The organism is Rhizobium sp. H4 (assembly GCF_003013335.1).
GTDB classification, from domain to species: domain Bacteria; phylum Pseudomonadota; class Alphaproteobacteria; order Rhizobiales; family Rhizobiaceae; genus Rhizobium; species Rhizobium sophoriradicis.
Map to the genome: position 1 here is coordinate 140,317 of NZ_PSOW01000015.1, position 18,401 is coordinate 158,717.

16 protein-coding genes and 1 tRNA gene are annotated in these 18,401 nt (G+C 62.2%); 10 read left to right on the forward strand and 7 right to left on the reverse strand.

The genetic code is table 11. The features are described 5' to 3' along the window. The first annotated feature begins 26 nt into the window (after nt 1-26). The gene (locus C4N04_RS22730) at nt 27-1,985 is read left to right on the forward strand and encodes an ABC transporter ATP-binding protein/permease (protein WP_106797088.1); all 1,959 of its coding nucleotides are present in this window, start codon (nt 27-29) and stop codon (nt 1,983-1,985) included. A gap of 12 nt (nt 1,986-1,997) precedes the next feature. Here C4N04_RS22730 and C4N04_RS22735 read toward each other — a convergent pair whose 3' ends face one another. The 3 genes from C4N04_RS22735 to C4N04_RS22745 all read right to left on the reverse strand — a co-directional run bounded on the left by C4N04_RS22735 (nt 1,998) and on the right by C4N04_RS22745 (nt 4,622). Continuing rightward, complete coding sequence (locus tag C4N04_RS22735) at nt 1,998-3,488, reverse strand: MDR family MFS transporter (RefSeq protein WP_106797089.1); 1,491 nt, start codon at nt 3,486-3,488, stop codon at nt 1,998-2,000. Between the two features lie 222 nt (nt 3,489-3,710). Then, a complete protein-coding gene (locus C4N04_RS22740; RefSeq protein ID WP_106797090.1) occupies nt 3,711-4,079 on the reverse strand; it encodes a hypothetical protein in 369 nt (122 codons plus the stop codon). A gap of 69 nt (nt 4,080-4,148) precedes the next feature. Then, the gene (locus tag C4N04_RS22745) at nt 4,149-4,622 is read right to left on the reverse strand and encodes a hypothetical protein (protein ID WP_106797091.1); all 474 of its coding nucleotides are present in this window, start codon (nt 4,620-4,622) and stop codon (nt 4,149-4,151) included. Between the two features lie 311 nt (nt 4,623-4,933). Between C4N04_RS22745 and C4N04_RS22750 the strand changes: the two genes are divergently transcribed. Further along, nucleotides 4,934-5,239, forward strand: a complete 306-nt coding sequence (locus C4N04_RS22750; protein ID WP_106797092.1) for a hypothetical protein — start codon at nt 4,934-4,936, stop codon at nt 5,237-5,239. Nucleotides 5,240-5,411: 172 nt separating this feature from the next. Here C4N04_RS22750 and C4N04_RS22755 read toward each other — a convergent pair. Together C4N04_RS22755 and C4N04_RS22760 are read right to left on the reverse strand one after the other, a co-directional pair. Then, nucleotides 5,412-5,487: transfer RNA gene (locus tag C4N04_RS22755), tRNA-Thr, on the reverse strand. Nucleotides 5,488-5,606: 119 nt separating this feature from the next. Then, a complete protein-coding gene (locus tag C4N04_RS22760) occupies nt 5,607-6,566 on the reverse strand; it encodes a nitronate monooxygenase family protein (protein WP_106797093.1) in 960 nt (319 codons plus the stop codon). 285 nt (nt 6,567-6,851) lie between these two features. Between C4N04_RS22760 and C4N04_RS22765 the strand changes: the two genes are divergently transcribed. Further along, nucleotides 6,852-8,051: a regulator gene (locus C4N04_RS22765; protein WP_106797094.1), complete on the forward strand. Its 1,200-nt coding sequence runs from the start codon at nt 6,852-6,854 to the stop codon at nt 8,049-8,051. 62 nt (nt 8,052-8,113) lie between these two features. Here the strand turns inward: C4N04_RS22765 and ppk2 are convergent, their stop codons facing one another. Then, entirely contained in the window at nt 8,114-8,995 is an 882-nt protein-coding gene (gene ppk2 / locus C4N04_RS22770) for a polyphosphate kinase 2 (RefSeq protein WP_106797095.1), read from the reverse strand. Nucleotides 8,996-9,239: 244 nt separating this feature from the next. On the opposite strand from ppk2, the gene phoR reads away from it, so the two are divergent. The 7 genes from phoR (at nt 9,240) to phoB (ending at nt 17,371) form a co-directional block, all read left to right on the forward strand. Further along, complete coding sequence (gene phoR / locus C4N04_RS22775; protein ID WP_106797096.1) at nt 9,240-10,460, forward strand: phosphate regulon sensor histidine kinase PhoR; 1,221 nt, start codon at nt 9,240-9,242, stop codon at nt 10,458-10,460. A gap of 502 nt (nt 10,461-10,962) precedes the next feature. Beyond that, complete coding sequence (locus C4N04_RS22780; protein ID WP_106797097.1) at nt 10,963-11,997, forward strand: substrate-binding domain-containing protein; 1,035 nt, start codon at nt 10,963-10,965, stop codon at nt 11,995-11,997. A 167-nt stretch (nt 11,998-12,164) separates the two neighbouring features. Beyond that, nucleotides 12,165-13,646, forward strand: coding sequence for a phosphate ABC transporter permease subunit PstC (pstC, locus tag C4N04_RS22785; protein ID WP_096764939.1), 1,482 nt, complete (start codon nt 12,165-12,167; stop codon nt 13,644-13,646). Beyond that, nucleotides 13,643-14,965 (forward strand): phosphate ABC transporter permease PstA, encoded by a 1,323-nt coding sequence (gene pstA, locus C4N04_RS22790; RefSeq protein ID WP_106797098.1) that lies wholly within the window; start codon nt 13,643-13,645, stop codon nt 14,963-14,965. Before pstC ends, pstA begins: the two co-directional genes overlap by 4 nt. A gap of 15 nt (nt 14,966-14,980) precedes the next feature. Further along, nucleotides 14,981-15,796, forward strand: a complete 816-nt coding sequence (pstB, locus tag C4N04_RS22795; RefSeq protein WP_106797099.1) for a phosphate ABC transporter ATP-binding protein PstB — start codon at nt 14,981-14,983, stop codon at nt 15,794-15,796. Nucleotides 15,797-15,840: 44 nt separating this feature from the next. After that, on the forward strand, nt 15,841-16,554 hold the full coding sequence (phoU, locus tag C4N04_RS22800; protein ID WP_096764942.1) for a phosphate signaling complex protein PhoU: 714 nt from the start codon (nt 15,841-15,843) through the stop codon (nt 16,552-16,554). 133 nt (nt 16,555-16,687) lie between these two features. Next, nucleotides 16,688-17,371, forward strand: coding sequence for a phosphate regulon transcriptional regulator PhoB (gene phoB, locus C4N04_RS22805; RefSeq protein ID WP_004672768.1), 684 nt, complete (start codon nt 16,688-16,690; stop codon nt 17,369-17,371). Between the two features lie 238 nt (nt 17,372-17,609). Here the strand turns inward: phoB and C4N04_RS22810 are convergent, their stop codons facing one another. Then, entirely contained in the window at nt 17,610-18,143 is a 534-nt protein-coding gene (locus tag C4N04_RS22810; protein WP_038686705.1) for a GcrA family cell cycle regulator, read from the reverse strand. Nucleotides 18,144-18,401 lie beyond the last annotated feature (258 nt).

The window sequence follows — 18,401 nt, forward strand, 5'->3', positions numbered from 1 at the left end:
TCGAATTGTAAGCCGTTGTCAGGCTTATGACCGACGCAAAACTCAACCCGAAATCGGTCGACGGCACCGATGAGCACGGTGCCGAGAAGTCGCGCCCCGAGAAGGCATCGACTGTCGAGGCCGCGCCGCCGCCAGCCATCGAACCCAGTCCGGAGCTCACGCCCGAGGAGGCCGAGCAGGCGCGCAAGCGATATTTGCTGAAACGTTTCTGGATCAGCGCCCGCCATTTCTGGAGCCGCGGCGGCGACAGGCTCGCCTGGCCGTGCTCGATCGGTCTGCTGGTAATGATCTGCATGAATGTCGGTTTTCAATATGGGATCAATCGCTGGAACCGCGGGATCTTCGACGCCATCGAGCGGCACGACGCCGGCACCGTCTATTACCTCAGCGCCGTTTTCGTGCCGCTGGTGCTCGGAAGCGTCGCCCTTGTCACCGCGCAAGTCTATGTGCGCATGATGATCCAGCGCCGCTGGCGCTCCTGGCTGACCTCGGCGGTGATCGCGCGCTGGCTCGCCAACGGCCGCTATTATCAGCTGAACCTGATCGGCGGCGATCACAAGAATCCCGAAGCGCGCATCTCGGAGGATCTGCGCATTGCCACCGAAGCGCCGGTCGATTTCATCGCCGGCGTCATTTCCGCATTTCTGGCAGCCTCGACGTTTATCGTCGTCCTGTGGACGATCGGCGGAGCGCTCGAGCTGCCGGTCGCAGGGGCGACCATCACCATTCCCGGCTTTCTCGTCGTCACTGCGGTTCTCTATGCCGTGATTACCTCAACCGTGATCGCCATCATCGGCCGCCACTTCGTCCAGGTCTCGGAGGTCAAGAACCAGGTGGAGGCCGAGCTCCGCTACACGCTGACCCGCGTGCGAGAAAATGGCGAGAGCATTGCCTTGCTCGGCGGCGAGGAGGAGGAGCGCAGCGATCTCGACAAGACATTTTCCAATGTGCTCAGGCAATGGGCGCTGCTTGCGCGCCAGCACATGCGAACGACATTCGTGTCGCACGGATCGATGCTGATTGCGCCCGTTGTGCCGCTGCTGCTGTGCGCGCCAAAATTTCTCGCAGGCGGCATGACCCTCGGTGAGGTCATGCAGGCGGCTTCCGCCTTCGCCATCGTTCAGCACGCCTTCGGCTGGCTGGTCGACAACTATCCGCGTCTTGCCGACTGGAACGCCTGTGCGCGGCGCATCGCCTCGCTGATGACGTCGCTCGACGGCCTCGAGCGCGCCGAACAGAACGATGCGCTGAGGCGCATCAAGCACAGCCAAACCCAAGGCAATGCGATCCTCAATCTGAACGATCTCTCCGTCTCGCTCGACGACGGCACCGCCGTGGTCAAGGAAACCCATGTCGAGATCGCGCCGGGCGAGCGGGTGCTGGTCGCCGGAGAATCCGGTTCGGGCAAGAGCACGCTGGTGCGCGCCATCGCCGGTCTCTGGCCGTGGGGCCACGGCAGCGTCGATTTCCACGCCGACCGCCGCTTGTTCATGTTGCCGCAGCGGCCCTATATCCCGTCCGGCACGCTTCGCCGCGCCGTCGCCTATCCCCGCGCCGCTGACAGCTGGACGCTGGAGGAGATCACCGCGGCGCTGACCAAGGTGGGACTGGATTATCTCAACGAAAGGCTCGAGGAAGAGGCGCCATGGGATCAGATCCTGTCGGGCGGCGAAAAGCAGCGGCTCGCCTTTGCCCGGCTGCTGCTGCACCACCCCGATATCATCGTGCTCGATGAAGCCACCTCGGCGCTCGACGAGAAGAGCCAGGACAGGATGATGGAAATGTTGATCGAAGAAATGCCGACGGTGACCATCATCAGCGTCGCCCATCGCGCCGAGCTTGAAGCCTTCCACAGCCGCAAGATCACCCTGGAACGGCGGGAAGGCGGCGCCAAGCTCGTCAGCGATATCGATCTTGGCCCGCGCAAGGGAAGGCGCAACCTGATCCTGCGCGTTTTGGACAGCCGCCGCTCGGCGCTGCCGTGAAGAACGCAGCGGTCAATGCGAGGCCGCTTCGCTGGCCGCCGCCGGCTCTTCGCGTTTGCGGCCAGGGCCGACCGGAATCAGCCAGGTGGTGAAGAAGGTCAGCACCGCGACGACGACCACGCCCCAGAAGCTCCAGTGCAGGGCCGCATTGAAGACGCCGCGGATCGCCGGATCGGCGGCGAGTGCGGCGAGCCCGGTCGGCTGGTTCAGCGCATTGTGCAGGGCCGCCGCCGTCTCGCCGCTCGCATGGTGGCTGATGCCGGCATTGAGGATGGCGCCGAGCACGGTGGCACCGAGCGTATTGCCGAGGCTGCGGGCGAAGATGATCGAGGCAGTGGCGCTGCCGCGCATCGACCATTCGACGCTGTCCTGCACCAGCACGATGCTGGTCAGGCTGATCAGGCCCATGCCGAAGCCCATGAAGAAGGAGCCGGCGCCGGCCAGAACCGGCGAGCTTTCCGGCGTCAGGAACAGCAGGAAACAGGCGCCGAACGGAAACATCAGACTGCCGACGCGCAGCGTCCGGCGAATGCCGAAAGCCTTGTAGAAGCGGCCGGAGAGCATCACCGCGAGCGGCCAGCCGACGATCAGCATGGTCAGCGTGAAGCCGGCGACGATCGGCGAGCGGCCGAGCACGCCCTGCACGTAGATCGGCAGGATGGTGGAAAGTCCGATCAGCGCCATGCCGGCAAGCAGCGTCGCCGCATTGCTGGTGGCGATCAGCCGGCGGCTCCACAGCGCGATCGAAATGATCGGCTCCGGCGCCCGCTTCTCCTGGGCAAGAAAGAGCAGCCCGGCGACGACGAAGACGGCGAAGAGTGTGAGCAGGATCCAGGCGCTGGCAGCCGTTTCCGTCAGCATGACGAGCAGCGCCACGATCGCGATCGAAAACAGCACCGATCCGAGATAATCGATCCTTGCCTGCTTGTGCGCCACGTCCTCCTTCAGGAAGATCATGAAGGCGACGATCGAGACGATGCCGATCGGCAGGTTGATCCAGAAGATCCAGGCCCAGGAGATATTGTCGACGATGATGCCGCCGGCAAGCGGCCCGACCACGGCCGAGGTCGCCCAGACGGTCGCCATCGCGCCCTGCACCCGGCCGCGTTCCTCGAGCTTGAAGAGATCGCCGATGATCGTCATCGTCACCGGCTGGATGGCGCCGGCACCCAGCCCCTGCAACAGCCGGAACAGCACCAGCGACATCATCGACCAGGCAAAGCCGCAGAGCGCCGAGCCGACGAGGAAGATGATAATGCCGCCGATCAGCACCGGCTTGCGCCCGAAAATATCCGAAAGCTTGCCGTAGATGACTGTCGTCGTCGACTGCGCCAGCAGGAAGGCCGAAAACACCCAGCTGTAATAGGAAAAGCCGCCGAGCTGGCCGACGATGTGCGGCATCGCGGTCGCCACGATCGTCGCCTCGATGGCAACCATGAAGGTTGCGACCATGATGGTCGCGACGACAAGCACGCGGTTCGAGCGATGCGCAGCATTCGACATGACGATCCTCTTCGGGTGCTCCGCGGAATGCCGGAAATAATGGCATGCTGGCTGGGGTGTGGGGCGATGCGCCATGCGCGGAGGGATGCAGTAGTTCTACGACCTGAAGGCCAGTCGGTAAAGCCATTCCCGCGGCAGCCATCGTTTTGCCCGACGTCAGCCGAAATGAAGGCCCGGCGCGACCGGGCCTTCATTCTATCGGAGCCGGAGGCTCGCCCCTCCTCACTGCTGGCATGCCTCGCTGAGTGAGTTGGAACCGGCCGTGCAGCCCGGCACCTGCTGAAGATCCGGATTGACGCCGCCGGGATTGATCGTGCTGCGATCGCGGTTGAGATCGACGCCGCCGGAGCCGGTGGTGCTGCCGGTGGTGCTGCCGGTCGTGCCGGCGTCGGTGCCGACAGAGCCCGTGCCGGCCGAGCCCGCACCAGAAGATCCAGTGCCGCCCGAACCCGCGCCCGAGCCCCCCGAGCCGCCGATAACAGGCGCCACCGAAAGCCGCCCACTGGAATTCGCACCCCCGGTCGTCTGCGCCAGCGCCGAGCCGGCAAGACTGATGGAAAGAAGCGATATCGCGATGAGTTTGCAGGACATGGTTTGCTCCATCCTTGTTGTCTCAAGTAGAGAACCAGTTCGGGAGCGGCAGGTTCCTGCCGGAATCCGTCATTCGTCGTCCAGCATTTTAAACTTTCGCGCCGCCTGAGGGCAGAGCATCGTGAACTGCTTGATTAACGGCGGCATGCCTGAGGCGCACGACACATCTGCATCCTCTGGTAATGGGAAAGTCACGCGCAGCGGTTCTCCGCCAGCAGGAAAGAAGGACAGGGTGCCCTTGCGGCAATCGGCGGTGGAACGATAGGTGTCTTTACCATCTTCTTTTATATACAGCGCCACGCACTGCTCAACAGTCAGTTTCCCTCCATGTGCGACCGTCTCGCCTCCCGGGTCTCGCTCGCAGTATTCCTGGAAGTTGGCCTGATTGACGTTCCCTTCCATGACCGCATTTCTCGAATCCGTGCCGGTCCTGCTGACCAGCGTTCCGTCCCATCCAGCACATGAAGCGAGAGGGAAATCTTCGGAATGCGCGGGGAAAATGGAAAAGGTGAAAAGCATGACGCTCAGAAGCGATATTCGCATAAATCCTCCTACTTGCCAGCCCTCGCGAGCTCGATCGACATCATTCGCTCATGCGAAAAGGGATAATCGTGAATGAAGAAGTCCACCACCGGTTGAAGCTTTGCCTATCGAGCGGCCATCGTCAACACGTGCAATTATGCTTATAATTTCCGCTCGGCTTTCAGAGGAGCTATGTCGATGGAGGTCGAAAATGATGAAGGCGAAGACAGCGTTTACGGCGAAAGCTTGATGCACCAGACTGCTCAGCGCCGAGAGTGTCGCAGAAAAGTCCGCACGAATGTCGCCATCGGCTGAGCACGACGGAGCAGCGTATGAAGAAGGCAACTACTCTCCGTACTTTGGCTCTTGCAACGGTCGTTGCTATCGCGGACATGCTTGCGGGCTACTTAGTCTATGGTGATATGGTGATTCGTGATCAAGGCGGAGCAATTCTATTCGCAGTTATCTTGGTAGCCGCTGTTCTGCTCGTAGTAGTTCTATCGTTTATGACGTTTGTCTCGTTTATGACTGAATTTTTTATCAATGCATCTGGCGCAAAGTTCTTCAAGGAGAAAACAGGCAGCCCTTTTCACTATCTTCTCTGGGATGAACTTAGGGAACGGATTGAACGCGCTTGAGGCTCAACTGGCACTTCATCGCCGATCAAATTGAGGTCACATCGGCAAGATGGGCGCGCGAATGCCGGATTGGCGGTGGAACGAAGCCGATTTTATCGCCAGATTTCCCCAACGACCCGCAAGCGTCGAAATGCTTCGATCTCGAAACTATATGCGTTTGACTTGAAGATTTTGGTGCCGCTTACGTGACTCGAACACGTGACCCCATCATTACGAATGATGTGCTCTACCGACTGAGCTAAAGCGGCATTTGGCGGCCGAAACGTGCGGCCTGCGATTTGCATGGCGCTGATACAGGCATTGTTTGAAGATTTCAAGCACCCTGTCATGCCTTTGGCAAAAAAGAGAGCGGGTGTGGAAGATCCCTTCAGAGCGCCAGCCGGGCGCGGGCGGCGTTGTATTCCGCTTCCAGCCGCTCGACGAGTTTGGCCACCGGCTCGACGGCCTTGACGGCGCCGATGCCCTGGCCGCTGCCCCAGATGTCCTTCCAGGCCTTGGCGCCACCGGTTGCCTGTTCGAAATCCATCTTCGACGGGTCGGCGACGGGCAGGTTGTCGGGGTCCATGCCGGCAGCGAGGATCGAGGGCTTGAGATAGTTGCCGTGCACGCCGGTGAAATAGTTGGAATAGACGATGTCGGCGGCTACACCGTCGACGATCGCCTGCTTATAGGCGTCGGCAGCGCGCGCCTCTTGCGTGGCGATGAAGGGCGAGCCGATATAGGCCATGTCGGCGCCCATCGCCTCGGCGGCGAGGATGGCGCCGCCGGTCGAAATCGCGCCGGCAAGCAGCAGCGGCCCGTCGAACCATTCGCGGATTTCCTGGATCAGGGCAAAGGGCGACAGCGTGCCGGCATGGCCGCCGGCGCCCGATGCCACCGCGATCAGCCCGTCGGCACCCTTGCGGATCGCCGAATGGGCGTGGCGGTTGTTGATGATGTCGTGCAGCACGATGCCGCCATAGGAATGCACCGCGGCATTGACCTCGGGCACGGCGCCGAGCGAGGAGATGACAACAGGCACCTTGTATTTGACGCAGAGCGAGAGGTCATGCTCCAGCCGCTTGTTCGACATGTGGACGATCTGGTTGACGGCAAAGGGTGCGGCCGGCCGCTCCGGATGGGCTGCGTCATGACGGGCGAGCTCCTCGGTGATCTCGGCCAGCCATTCGTCGAGCTGGCTTTCCGGCCTGGCGTTCAGCGCCGGAAAGGCGCCGACGACGCCCGCCTTGCATTGCGCCAAGGTGAGCGCCGGATGCGAAATGATGAAGAGCGGCGAGCCGATCACCGGCAGTCTGAGTTTGTCCTTGAGGATCGGGGGCAGGGCCATGGTTCACCGCTCGCATTGACGTTTACGAAAACGTCAATCTCATAACAGAGAAGAAAAGCCGATAAAAGAGCGGCTGCCATGCCTTCGTCGATTCCCGCCCGATATATCAGAGGCCCACAAAATGGATAGGGAAGTTCGCACGCCCGTGAAAGCTGGCGAATATCGCCTGAGATCAACGGCGGACGGGCCTGCAAGGCTTGCGGTTTGCCGCACTTGCCGCTACCGAATTTTGATGGAACGGCGGGGATTGCGGTCCGACGCCGGGTTCAAAGTGAAGGACATGATGTGAGCGGATTAGAAACGGCCATCAGAACAGCGCTCGAAAATGCCGATCGCGACAATCCGGAAGTTCGAGCGAGGATCTACCAGTCGGCCCGCCAGGCGCTGGAAGCCGGCTTGCGCAAGCAGGACATTACCGATGCCGAGGCCGTCGCCCATCACCGCCACCGCCTTGAAAGCACCATTCATGCCATCGAAGGCGAGGAGCGCGAGCGGCTCCACCCCCGCCAACGGCCGCCCGAAGTGCCGGTGCCGCCGGTCGTCGAAATGCCGCCGCCGCCGGTTCATCGGGGCGACGTGACCGATATCGGCAGCCTGATCGACAGTCCGGTGGCCGCGGGCGAGGCCCGCTCTCCCGAGGTGGTGATGCACCGCAGCGACGAGTCGCGCCTCGACAACGTCCATGCCGGCAATGCCGATCATCTCGCGGCCGCCCCGGCCGGCGAGGAGCGGCTGACCCGCGGCGAACGCGCGACCAGCATGGATTTCCGACCGGAGCGGGCGGCGGGCCGCCGCAAGCCGCGCAAGTTCTTTTCCCGGCTTCTCGTCTGGTGCGTGCTCTTGGCCTTCATCGGCATCGGCGCCTGGTGGGCCTATACGTCGGGCCTGCTGTTGACGGCGGCCGAACGCGATACCAGCGTCGCCAATCCGCCGGCAAGCACCCAGCCGGAGGATTTCACCGGCAATGACGACAGCGCCGGCAATGCCGCCCCCCACACCGATCAGCCGGTGACCATCGATCCGCAGAACAGTTTTTCGGCCGACTGGATTCCGGTGTTCAAGCCTGACGAGGCCGACAAGATCAAAAGCGGTCCGCGAGCCCGCATCGAAAACATCACCGAGAATGACGGCCCCGCCGTGCGCCTGATTTCCGAGAGCGGCGCGGCTGACGGCAACATCTCCGTCAGCGTTCCGGCCTCGGTGCTGCAGCAGCTTGCCGGCAAATCCTCGACCATCGCGCTGACGCTGCAATCGACCACCGACGAGCCGACGCAGGTGACGGTCGAATGCAATTTCCAGTCGCTCGGCAATTGCGCCCGCCATCGCTTCAGTGTCACCCGCGAAAAGTCGGATGCGCTGCTGCAGGTGAAGTTCGACCGCTCGCTCGCCCCGAATTCGCCGGGCACGTTGACGATCAACAGCGATCTCGACGGCAAGGCGCGCGGCATCAACCTCTTCGCCATTCGCATCCTGCCGGGGCAGTGACTGACCTTTTGCCGCGCCGCATCTGAAAAGCCGCGCGGCGCTGAGGGGGCCGCGCGGGCGATCTATTTCAGGAAGCCGGGGCCGGAGCCGATGATCTCTTCATCGACCTCGCCGAGGGCCGCTTTGTCCTTGCCCTCATAGTCCATCCTGTTCAGCATGTGACGGATGAGCTGCAGACGCGCACGCCGCTTGTCATTGGCGCGGATGACGGTCCACGGCGCGAAATCCGTATGGGTTTCCTTCAGCATCCGATCACGCTTTTCGCTGTAATCGTCCCATTTCGTCAGCGCGGCGACGTCCATCGACGACAGCTTCCAGACCTTCAGCGGATCGTGCCTGCGATCGTGGAACCGCTTGAGCTGCATCTCCCGGCCGATATCGAGATAGAATTTGAACAGGAAGATGCCCTCATGGGCGATGATCTTTTCGAGCTGCGGCGCCTGTTTGAGGAAGCCTTCATATTGCTGCGGCGTGCAGAAACCCATGACCGGCTCGACGCCGGCGCGGTTGTACCAGGAGCGGTCGAACAGCACGAATTCGCCCGATGTCGGGAACTGCGCGACATAGCGCTGGAAATACCATTGCCCCTGTTCGCGTTCGGTCGGCCTGGCGAGTGCGACGACGCGGGCAAGGCGCGGGTTCATATGTGCCGAGGAAGCCGAAATCGCGCCGCCCTTGCCGGCCGCGTCCCGCCCCTCGAACAGCGCCATCACCCGCTTGCCTGATGCCTGCAGCCAGAACTGCACCTTGACGAGTTCCACCTGCAGCTTTTCGAGCTGCTCCAGATAGTCCTCCTCGTTGAGCTTCTTCTTGTAGGGAAACTCGCCGGATTCCAGCGCCTGCTCCTCCACCCAGTCCGGCAGGACCGGGTCGTCGACGTCGAAGATGCGCTTCTTGCCGCGGATAGTGAGCTCCACTGCCCTGCTTTCGACATCCTCGCCCATATGCTCCTCCAGCGCTGATGGTTTGTCCTCCTGTAGGCGAACATATTTAACGTTGAAAATCAAATCTTTCGCTTGCGGCCGGTGATTTTTTCTCAAGCTTGCGCTGCAGCCTTTCGTTTCAGCGGCGCCGGCCGAAAACTTCTGTCATGAATTGCCGCTATCAGGCAGAGTTCCAATATAAAGAAAAACGAATCGACGCCGCGAGGCCCACTTGCCAGACGAAATCCCGTGGAAAAAAAGCCTGTTGGCGCGCATCCGGCGCGAACGGCCGGTGCTGCTTGCGGCTATCCTCAGCGCCTTGATTGCTCTTGCCGCCGGCATGAACAAGTGGGTCGTGCTCGTGCTCCTGCTCGTGATGATCTTGACCGCGCTGTTCAACGAGGCGCCGGTGCTCAAGCCGGAGCCGGCCGAGCCGGTGGAGGCGGAGCCGGAAGCGCCGCCGAGCCGCCTGCCTGACATTTCCGCCACGCTTGCCGGCCTCGATATCCCGGTCATGGTGCTGTCGGACGACGCCTCGGTGCTCTTCCAGAACCGCGCCGCCGAAAAGGCCTTCGGCGAGGTGACGCTCGGCGCCCACATATCGGCCCGGCTGCGTTCGCCCGGCGTGCTCGACATGGTGCGCGAAACCATCGCCACCAATGCGCCGAACCAGATCGAGCATGCCGAGCGGCTGCCATCCGAGCGGGTCTATATCGTCCGCAGTGCGCCTGTCGAATTCCAGGCCGACGGCCAGCGCGAGCGGTTTTTCATCCTCTCCTTCCGCGATATATCGGAGGTCCGGCGCATCGACCGCATGCGCTCCGATTTCGTCGCCAATGCCAGCCATGAGCTGCGCACGCCGCTCGCCTCGCTGCGCGGCTTTATCGAGACCATTCAGGGGCCGGCGAAGAACGATCAGAAGGCGCAGGCGCAGTTCCTAGGCATCATGTTCGATCAGACGACACGCATGAGCCGGCTGGTCGACGACCTCTTGTCGCTGTCGCGGCTGGAGCTGAAATCGCATATCGCGCCGGACGAGAAGGTCGACCTGGTGCCGCTGCTCGGCCATGTCCGCGACTCGCTGGTGCCGCTGGCGAGAGACGTCGGCGTCGAGATCAACCTGCATCTGCCCGACGGCAAGGTCGAGGTGCTGGGAGACCGCGACGAACTCGTCCAGGTCTTCGAAAACCTGATGGAAAATGCCTGCAAATACGGCCAGGAAGGCAAAGTCGTCGACGTCCGGCTGAAGAATGGCGCCGGCGGGCCCGTCGAGGTCAGCATCATCGACAAGGGGCCGGGCATCCCGGCCGAGCACGTACCGCGTCTGACAGAACGCTTCTACCGCGTCAGCATCGAGGACAGCCGCTCGAAAAAAGGCACCGGCCTCGGCCTTGCCATCGTCAAGCACATCCTCACCCGCCACCGGGCCCGCTTGATCGTCAAATCCGAAGTCGGCAAGGGCACTGATTTTACGGTGCGGTTCTGACGACAGAGATTGCCCCTCACCCTAGCCCTCTCCCCGCAGGCGGGGAGAGGGGACTTAACTCGGCCGTTCGTATGGCACGTCCCCTCTCCCCGTCAGAACGGGAGAGGGGAGGGGCAAATCACGGTACTGTCAGGTATCGTCCCGGTCCAAAGTGTCGACCATCAACCCGGTCGTTCACACACGGAACGACTTCGAGACACAAGCCAAAACCGCCATCGGCCTTCCCGGTTCACCCCACCTGACGACCCGGTATCGGATGCGTCTACAGTTTTTACAACGAAAGGTAGATTGAAGGTTCCGACTTTGCCGATTATCGACAGTCATCCTTAGTGCTTTTGAGAATTACGTCTACTTTCAACGCCTTAGCCTGTCACAAATGTTTCACGGATTTGACATAAAAGGACGGGGCTTACAGCGCTAAGAGAGTCCCGCCGATGAAAAAAGGCACTGCGAGGGCCTCTCATAGGCCGCACTCACACAAGCCCAATGCCGGGAGATTCAAATGAACACCTTCAAGCTCACCGTTGCCGCACTTGCTGCAACTGCTGCTTTCGCTGGCGCCGCCGTTGCCCGCGACCAGATTCAGGTTGCTGGTTCGTCCACCGTCCTGCCTTACGCCAAGATCGTTGCCGAGTCCTTCGGCGAGACCTTCACCAAGTTCAAGACGCCGGTCGTCGAATCCGGCGGCACGGGCGCCGGTCTGAAGGAATTCTGCAAGGGCGTCGGCGAAGACACCATCGACATTGCCAACGCTTCGCGTCCGATCAACAAGAACGAAGCCGAAGCCTGCAAGGCTGCCGGCGTGACGGATATCCAGGAAGTCAAGATCGGTTATGACGGCATCGTCTTCGCAACCGACTCCGGCAACCCTGATGTCGCCTACGTTCCGGCCGACATCTACAAGGCCCTCGCTGCCCAGGTCGTCGTCGACGGCAAGCTCGTCGCCAACCCCTACAAGAAGTGGTCGGAAGTCAACCCGAAGCTCCCGGCCGTTGAAATCGCCGCCTACATCCCGGGCGAAAAGCACGGCACGCGCGAAGTCTTCGAACAGAACGTCCTCGCCGCCGGCTGCAAGGCTTCCGGCGCCCTCGACGTCATCGCCAAGGAGATCTCCGACAAGGCTGCCCAGGGCAAGGCTTGCGTCGCAGTCCGCAAGGACGGCGCTGCCGTTGACATCGACGGCGACTATCCGGAAACCCTGGCACGCATCGCCGCCAACAAGACCGGCGTCGGCGTATTCGGCCTTTCCTTCTATGAAAACAACGCCGACAAGCTGAAGGTCGCTACCGTCAACGGCATCGTTCCGTCCACCGAGACGATCGCCAACGGCACCTATCCGGTTTCCCGCCCGCTGTTCCTCTACGTCAAGAAGGCGCATCTCGGCGCCGTTCCGGGCCTGAAGGAATACGTCAACTTCTTCGTATCCGACCAGATGATCGGCCCCGACGGCCCGCTGGCTGAATACGGTCTGGTTGCCGCTCCGGATGCAGAGCGGGAAGCGATCCGCAAGGCTGTCGAAGCCGGCAAGTCCATGTAATAACTTTGCCGGCGCGGTGCTCTCTGAGCCCGCGCCGGTATTGCTTTCTGCCCCTGCGCCCCGGCATGTCCGGTGCAGGGTTGAATTCCTTCTCCATGATTGGAAGCCGAAGGCAGGCTGATGAAGCCGCCGGCTTTTTGGGGGCCATGGGCCTGGGGACGTAACGAATGAGCACATCCGTCATACTTCTGTGCCTTGTGGTGATCGGCGCCGCCGCCTATCTGGTCGCGCGCAGCCGTGCCTCAGCACTTGCCGGGGGCAGATCCTCCGCACTGCATTCACGGCCGGCCTATTACGGCGCCTATGCGGCGATCTGGGCCGTTCTTCCGGCCCTCGTCGTTCTCTGCGTGTGGCTCTCCGTCAGCCCCGGCATCATCCAATCCTCGGTTCGCGGCGCTTTCCCTGACGATGTCAAGGCTCAAGCCGCGGTCGAGCAGGATCTGAGCTATTCGATGGTGGCGACGGTCGCCCGCGGCCTGACGATGCTGACATCTGACGAAGTTGCCGCGGTCGCAAACGATCCGGCCGCGCTGCAGGCCAAGCTCAGCGAGAAAGGCGTGCCGCTCGCCGGCCAGCCGCAGCCTTATATGGTCGAGGCCGCCAAGACGCTCAACGCCATGAGCCTGACGAGCCGCATGGCCATGACCGCGATCGTCTTCGTTCTGGCCGTCGCCGGCGCCTTCTACGCGCTGCGCGCCATCGCGCCCCGCTTCCGCGCCCGCAACCGCGTCGAGCGCGTCATGCTCTGGGCTCTGCTGCTCGCTTCCTCGATCGCCATCCTGACGACGGTCGGCATCGTGCTGTCAATGCTGTCGGAAGCCACGCGTTTCTTTGCCGTCGTTCCCGCCGGCGAATTCTTCTTCGGCACGGTCTGGGATCCGCGCTTTGCCGGCGCCGGCAGCTCGTCCTTCGGCCAGTTCGGTCTGATCCCGCTGCTGCTCGGCACGCTCTATATCGGCCTGGTCGCCATGCTGGTCGCCGTGCCGGTCGGGCTCTTCGCCGCCATCTACATGGCCGAATACGCCTCGCCGAAAGTGCGCGGCGTCGCCAAGCCGCTTCTCGAAGTGCTGGCCGGCATTCCGACGATCGTCTACGGCTTCTTCGCGCTCGTCACCGTCGGTCCGTTCCTGCGCGATTTCTCCGCGCAGATCAGCGGCTTGCTCTCCGGCAACTATGCGAGCTTCATCCAGGCGCAGAGCGTTCTGACGGCCGGCATCGTCATGGGCATCATGCTGATCCCCTATGTGTCCTCGCTGTCGGACGACATCATTACCGCCGTGCCGCGGGCGCTGCGTGACGGTTCGCTCGGTCTCGGCGCCACCCGCTCCGAAACCATCAAGAAGGTGGTCCTGCCGGCGGCCCTTCCCGGCATCGTCGGCGCATTGCTGATGACCGCCTCGCGCGCCATCGGCGAAACCATGATCGTTGTGCTGGCCGCCGGTGTCGCCGCCCGCATCCAGATCAATCCTTTTGAGCCGATGACGACGGTGACCGTCAAGATCGTCAACCAGCTGACCGGTGACCTTGAGTTCACCTCGCCGCAGACGCTGGTTGCCTTTGCCCTTGGCATCACCCTGTTCTGCATCACGCTTTGCCTCAATATCTACGCGCTCTACATCGTGCGCAAATACCGGGAGCAGTACGAATGACGGATATTGTTTCTCCCACATCAGGCGTCACCGTTTCCAAGGCGCCAGCCCGCCGCGATATCGGCATCAAGCGCCGCTACGCCGCCGAGCGCCGGTTCCAGGCCTATGGCATCGCCGCCATCACCTTCGGTCTCGTCTTCCTGTTCATCCTGCTCTGGACTGTGATCGGCAAAGGCTACACTGCCTTCCAGCAGACGGCGATCACCCTGCCGATCGAATTCTCCGAGAAGACGATCGATCCTGATAACAAGCGTGCGAGCGATCCCTCGGTGCTGGTCGCCGCCAATTACCCGGTTCTGCTGCGCGACGCGATCGTCAAGCAGCTTAACATCAATGCGTCGAGCAAGCCTGACGTGCGCGAGGCGACCGCCATGCTCTCCAAGAGCGCGCCGATCCAGCTGCGCGATATGGTCGTCGCCGATCCCTCGCTCATCGGCAAGACGGTCAATGTCTCGCTGCTCGCCGACGCCAATATCGACAGCGCCAACAAGGGCCAGATCGATCTCTCCGTCGATGAGAAGAACCGCAAGGTCAACGACAAGCAGGTGACCTGGATGAACGAGCTGAAGGCGAGCGGCGCTCTCCATAAGCAGTTCAACACCGGCCTGTTCGTCAACGGCAATTCCAGCCGTCCGGAGGCTGCCGGCCTCGGCGTCGCCCTCATCGGCTCGCTCTACCTGATGCTGATCGTGCTGGTGCTCTCGCTGCCGATCGGCGTTGCCGCCTCGATCTATCTCGAGGAGTTCGCGCCGAAGAACAAGCTGACGGACCTGATCGAGGTCAACATCAACAACCTCGCCGCGGTTCCCTCGATCGTCTACGGTCTGCTCGGCCTTTCCGTCTTCATCAACTTCATCGGCCTGCCGCGCTCGGCCTCGCTGGTCGGCGGCCTGGTCCTGACGCTGATGACCTTGCCGACGATCATCATCGCCACCCGCGCGGCACTGCGCGCCGTGCCGCCGTCGATCCGCGCCGCGGCGCTCGGCCTCGGCGCCTCGAAGATGCAGATGGTGTTCCACCATGTCCTGCCGCTTGCCATGCCCGGCATCCTGACAGGCACGATCATCGGCCTGGCGCATGCGCTCGGCGAAACCGCGCCGCTGCTTTTGATCGGCATGGTCGCCTTCGTCGCCAACGCGCCGGCCACGCCGCTCGAGCCCTCGACGGCCCTGCCGGTGCAGGTCTATATGTGGGCAAACGAGGCCGAACGTGCCTTCGTTGAGCGTACTTCGGGTGCCATCATCGTCCTGCTCCTGTTCCTGATCGTCATGAACATGGGTGCCATCCTCTTGCGTCGTCGCTTCGAGCGCCGCTGGTAAACGGAGTTAAACATCATGAACATGTTGACGGAAGCTGCAGTTGAAAAGGCGCCGGATCAGAAGATGAGCAACGTCCCGTATAAAATGATCGGCCAGGATGTCTCGGTTTACTACGGCGAGAAGCGCGCGCTTTTCGATGTGAACCTCAACATCCGCGAAAACACCGTAACCGCGCTGATCGGCCCTTCGGGATGCGGCAAGTCGACCTTCCTGCGAAGCCTCAACCGCATGAACGACACGATCGAGGGCTGCCGCGTCGCCGGCAAGATCACCCTAGACGGCGAAGATATCTATGATCCCGACATCGACGTCGTCGAGCTGCGCGCCCGTGTCGGCATGGTCTTCCAGAAGCCGAACCCGTTCCCGAAGTCGATCTATGAAAACGTCTCCTACGGCCCGCGCATCCATGGGCTGGCCAAGTCGAAGGCCGATCTCGATCAGATCGTCGAGTCCAGCCTGCAGCGCGCCGGCCTCTGGAACGAGGTCAAGGACCGTGTGCACGAGTCCGGCACCGGCCTCTCCGGCGGTCAGCAGCAGCGCCTGTGCATCGCGCGTGCCGTCGCCGTCAGCCCTGAAGTCATCCTGATGGACGAGCCCTGCTCGGCGCTCGACCCGATCGCCACCGCCAAGGTCGAGGAATTGATCCACGAGCTGCGCGAGAACTATACGATCGTCATCGTCACCCACTCGATGCAGCAGGCGGCGCGCGTGTCGCAGCGCACCGCCATGTTCCACCTCGGCAACCTTGTCGAGGAGAACGACACCGACAAGATGTTCACCAACCCGGACGATCCGCGCACCCAGGACTACATCATGGGTCGCTTCGGCTGATTGCGGCAATCCGAAGCCTTCCCGTTATTCGAGGACAAAGCCCCATGGCATCAACACATATTTATTCTGCCTATGATGATGATCTGAAGTTCCTGTCCAGGCGGATTTCCGAAATGGGCGGCCTGGCCGAGCAGATGGTCGCCGAATCCGTTCGCGCCCTGGTCAACGGCGACACCGCGCTGGCGCAGAAGGTCATTTCCGACGACGTGATCCTCGATCACACCGAACGCGAAATCGGCGACAAGGCGATCGTCACCATCGCCCGTCGTCAGCCGATGGCCTCGGACCTGCGCGAAATCATGGGTTCGATCCGCATCGCCGCCGATCTCGAACGGGTCGGCGACCTCGGCAAGAACACCGCCAAGCGCGTCATCGCCGTGCAGAGCACCGGCGTTCCGCGCAAGCTCGCCCGCGGTCTTGAGCACCTGTCCGAGCTGGCCCTTGTCCAGCTCAAGGAAGTGCTCGACGTCTATACGACGCGCGCCGCCGACAAGGCGACCGCCATCCGCGAGCGCGACAACGAGATCGACGCGATGTACACCTCGCTGTTCCGCGAACTTCTGACCTATATGATGGAAGATCCGCGCAACATCACCAGCTGCACGCATCTTCTCTTCTGCGCCAAGAACATCGAGCGCATCGGCGATCACGCCACCAATATCGCCGAGACGATCTACTACATGGCGACCGGCGCCCAGCCGGAAGGCGACCGTCCGAAGGACGACAGCGCCAACACCGTCGGTGCGGCCACGGAATAACCGTGCCGGACCCAGCTTGCGTGCGCGCCCGTACGGGCGCGCAAAGAGGTCGCAGCCAATTTCTGATTTTGCGCGGGATCCCTTGCTTAAATCACCCCCGGTTTAAGGATCGTGCGCGAGGAGACGGACACGCATGATCCCGAGAGTAGCAGTTGTTGAAGACGAAGAGGCCCTCAGCGTGCTTCTCCGCTATAATCTCGAAGCGGAAGGCTTCGAAGTCGATACCATCCTGCGCGGCGACGAGGCCGAAATCAGGCTTCAGGAGCGAACGCCCGATCTTCTCATCCTCGACTGGATGTTGCCCGGCGTCTCCGGTATCGAACTCTGCCGACGCCTGCGCATGCGGCCGGAAACCGAACGGCTGCCGATCATCATGCTGACGGCGCGCGGCGAGGAGAGCGAGCGCGTCCGCGGGCTGTCCACCGGCGCCGACGATTACGTCGTCAAACCGTTCTCGACCCCCGAGCTCGTCGCCCGCGTCAAGGCGATGCTGCGCCGCGCCCGCCCGGAGGTGCTGTCCTCGGTGCTGAAATGCGGCGATATCGAGCTCGACCGCGAAACCCATCGCGTGCATCGCAAGAGCCGCGAAGTCCGCCTCGGCCCGACCGAATTCCGCCTCTTGGAATTCCTGATGTCGTCGCCGGGCCGCGTCTTCTCCCGCTCGCAACTGCTCGACGGCGTCTGGGGCCACGATATCTATGTCGACGAACGCACCGTCGACGTCCATGTCGGCCGCCTGCGCAAGGCCTTGAACTTCTCCAACATGCAGGACGTCATCCGCACCGTCCGCGGCGCCGGTTATTCGATGGAAGCCTGAGGGGTTTCTGACAAAGTCGAGCAAGCTCCGCCCCTCACCCTAGCCCTCTCCCCGTAAACGGGGCGAGGGGACGTGCCCCACGAGAGCTTGGTGAGAAACCGAGAGGGTGCGGCATATCCCTTCGCCCCGCAGGCGGGGAGAAGGTGCCGGCAGGCGGATGAGGGGCAGCCACACCCAACACACTCAAACAAAAAACGGGCCTTCCAGCCCGTTTTTGCATCTCAACAATGTCGCCCGCTCAGCTGACCCGCGCTGCCGCCCGGCGGCGTTCGTTGACCGGCTGATAGGCGAGCTTCTGGTGATAGCTGCAATAGGGTGAATTGTCCGGGGATTCGCAGCCGCAGAAGTGGAAGTCGTCCTTCAGAGGATCGCCGACCGGCCATTTGCAGGTGCGTTCGGTCAGCTCCGTCAGGCCGAGGCGGCGGGAAATCGGCACGACCACGTTGCCTTTCGGCACGTATTCCATTTCCTCGATCGTTTCGATCTCGATCTCTTCCTTCAGCATCGTTGCGCCCTGCTGCCGGGTCACGGTGCGGGTGGTGATCCGGGAGGCGTAGTTCGGCGCGCGCGGCGCAGATGTCTGGCGCTTCGGCGTGCGCGCCGCGGTGGCAGTGCCGCCCGCCTTGGCGCGGCCGGGAAGGCTCAGCCGGTGCACCTTGCCGATTACGGCGTTTCGGCTCACGCCGCCAAGTTGTGCCGCGATCTGGCTGGCGCTCAGCCCTTCGGACCACAGCTTCTTGAGTTTCTCGACCCGCTCGTCTGTCCAGTTCATGCCCTGTCTCCACCTTTTGCGTTGGTGATGGCAGAATCCCTCACCGTTGTCCCGGAAGCCTCCGAAACAAGAAACGCTTGATCAATTTTGGTGACTAGTTCCGCCGCATGCAGTCTAGTAATTGAACTTTAACCTAGTGTGAGGCTGACTCCGTGACAAGAGTCGCGGGAATCCGGATGAATCGAATTCGTAGTTTTCCCCAACTTGCTGCCCCTGCGTGTCATTTCTGCAATAATGCCTGTTGAAGGCTGAAAATGC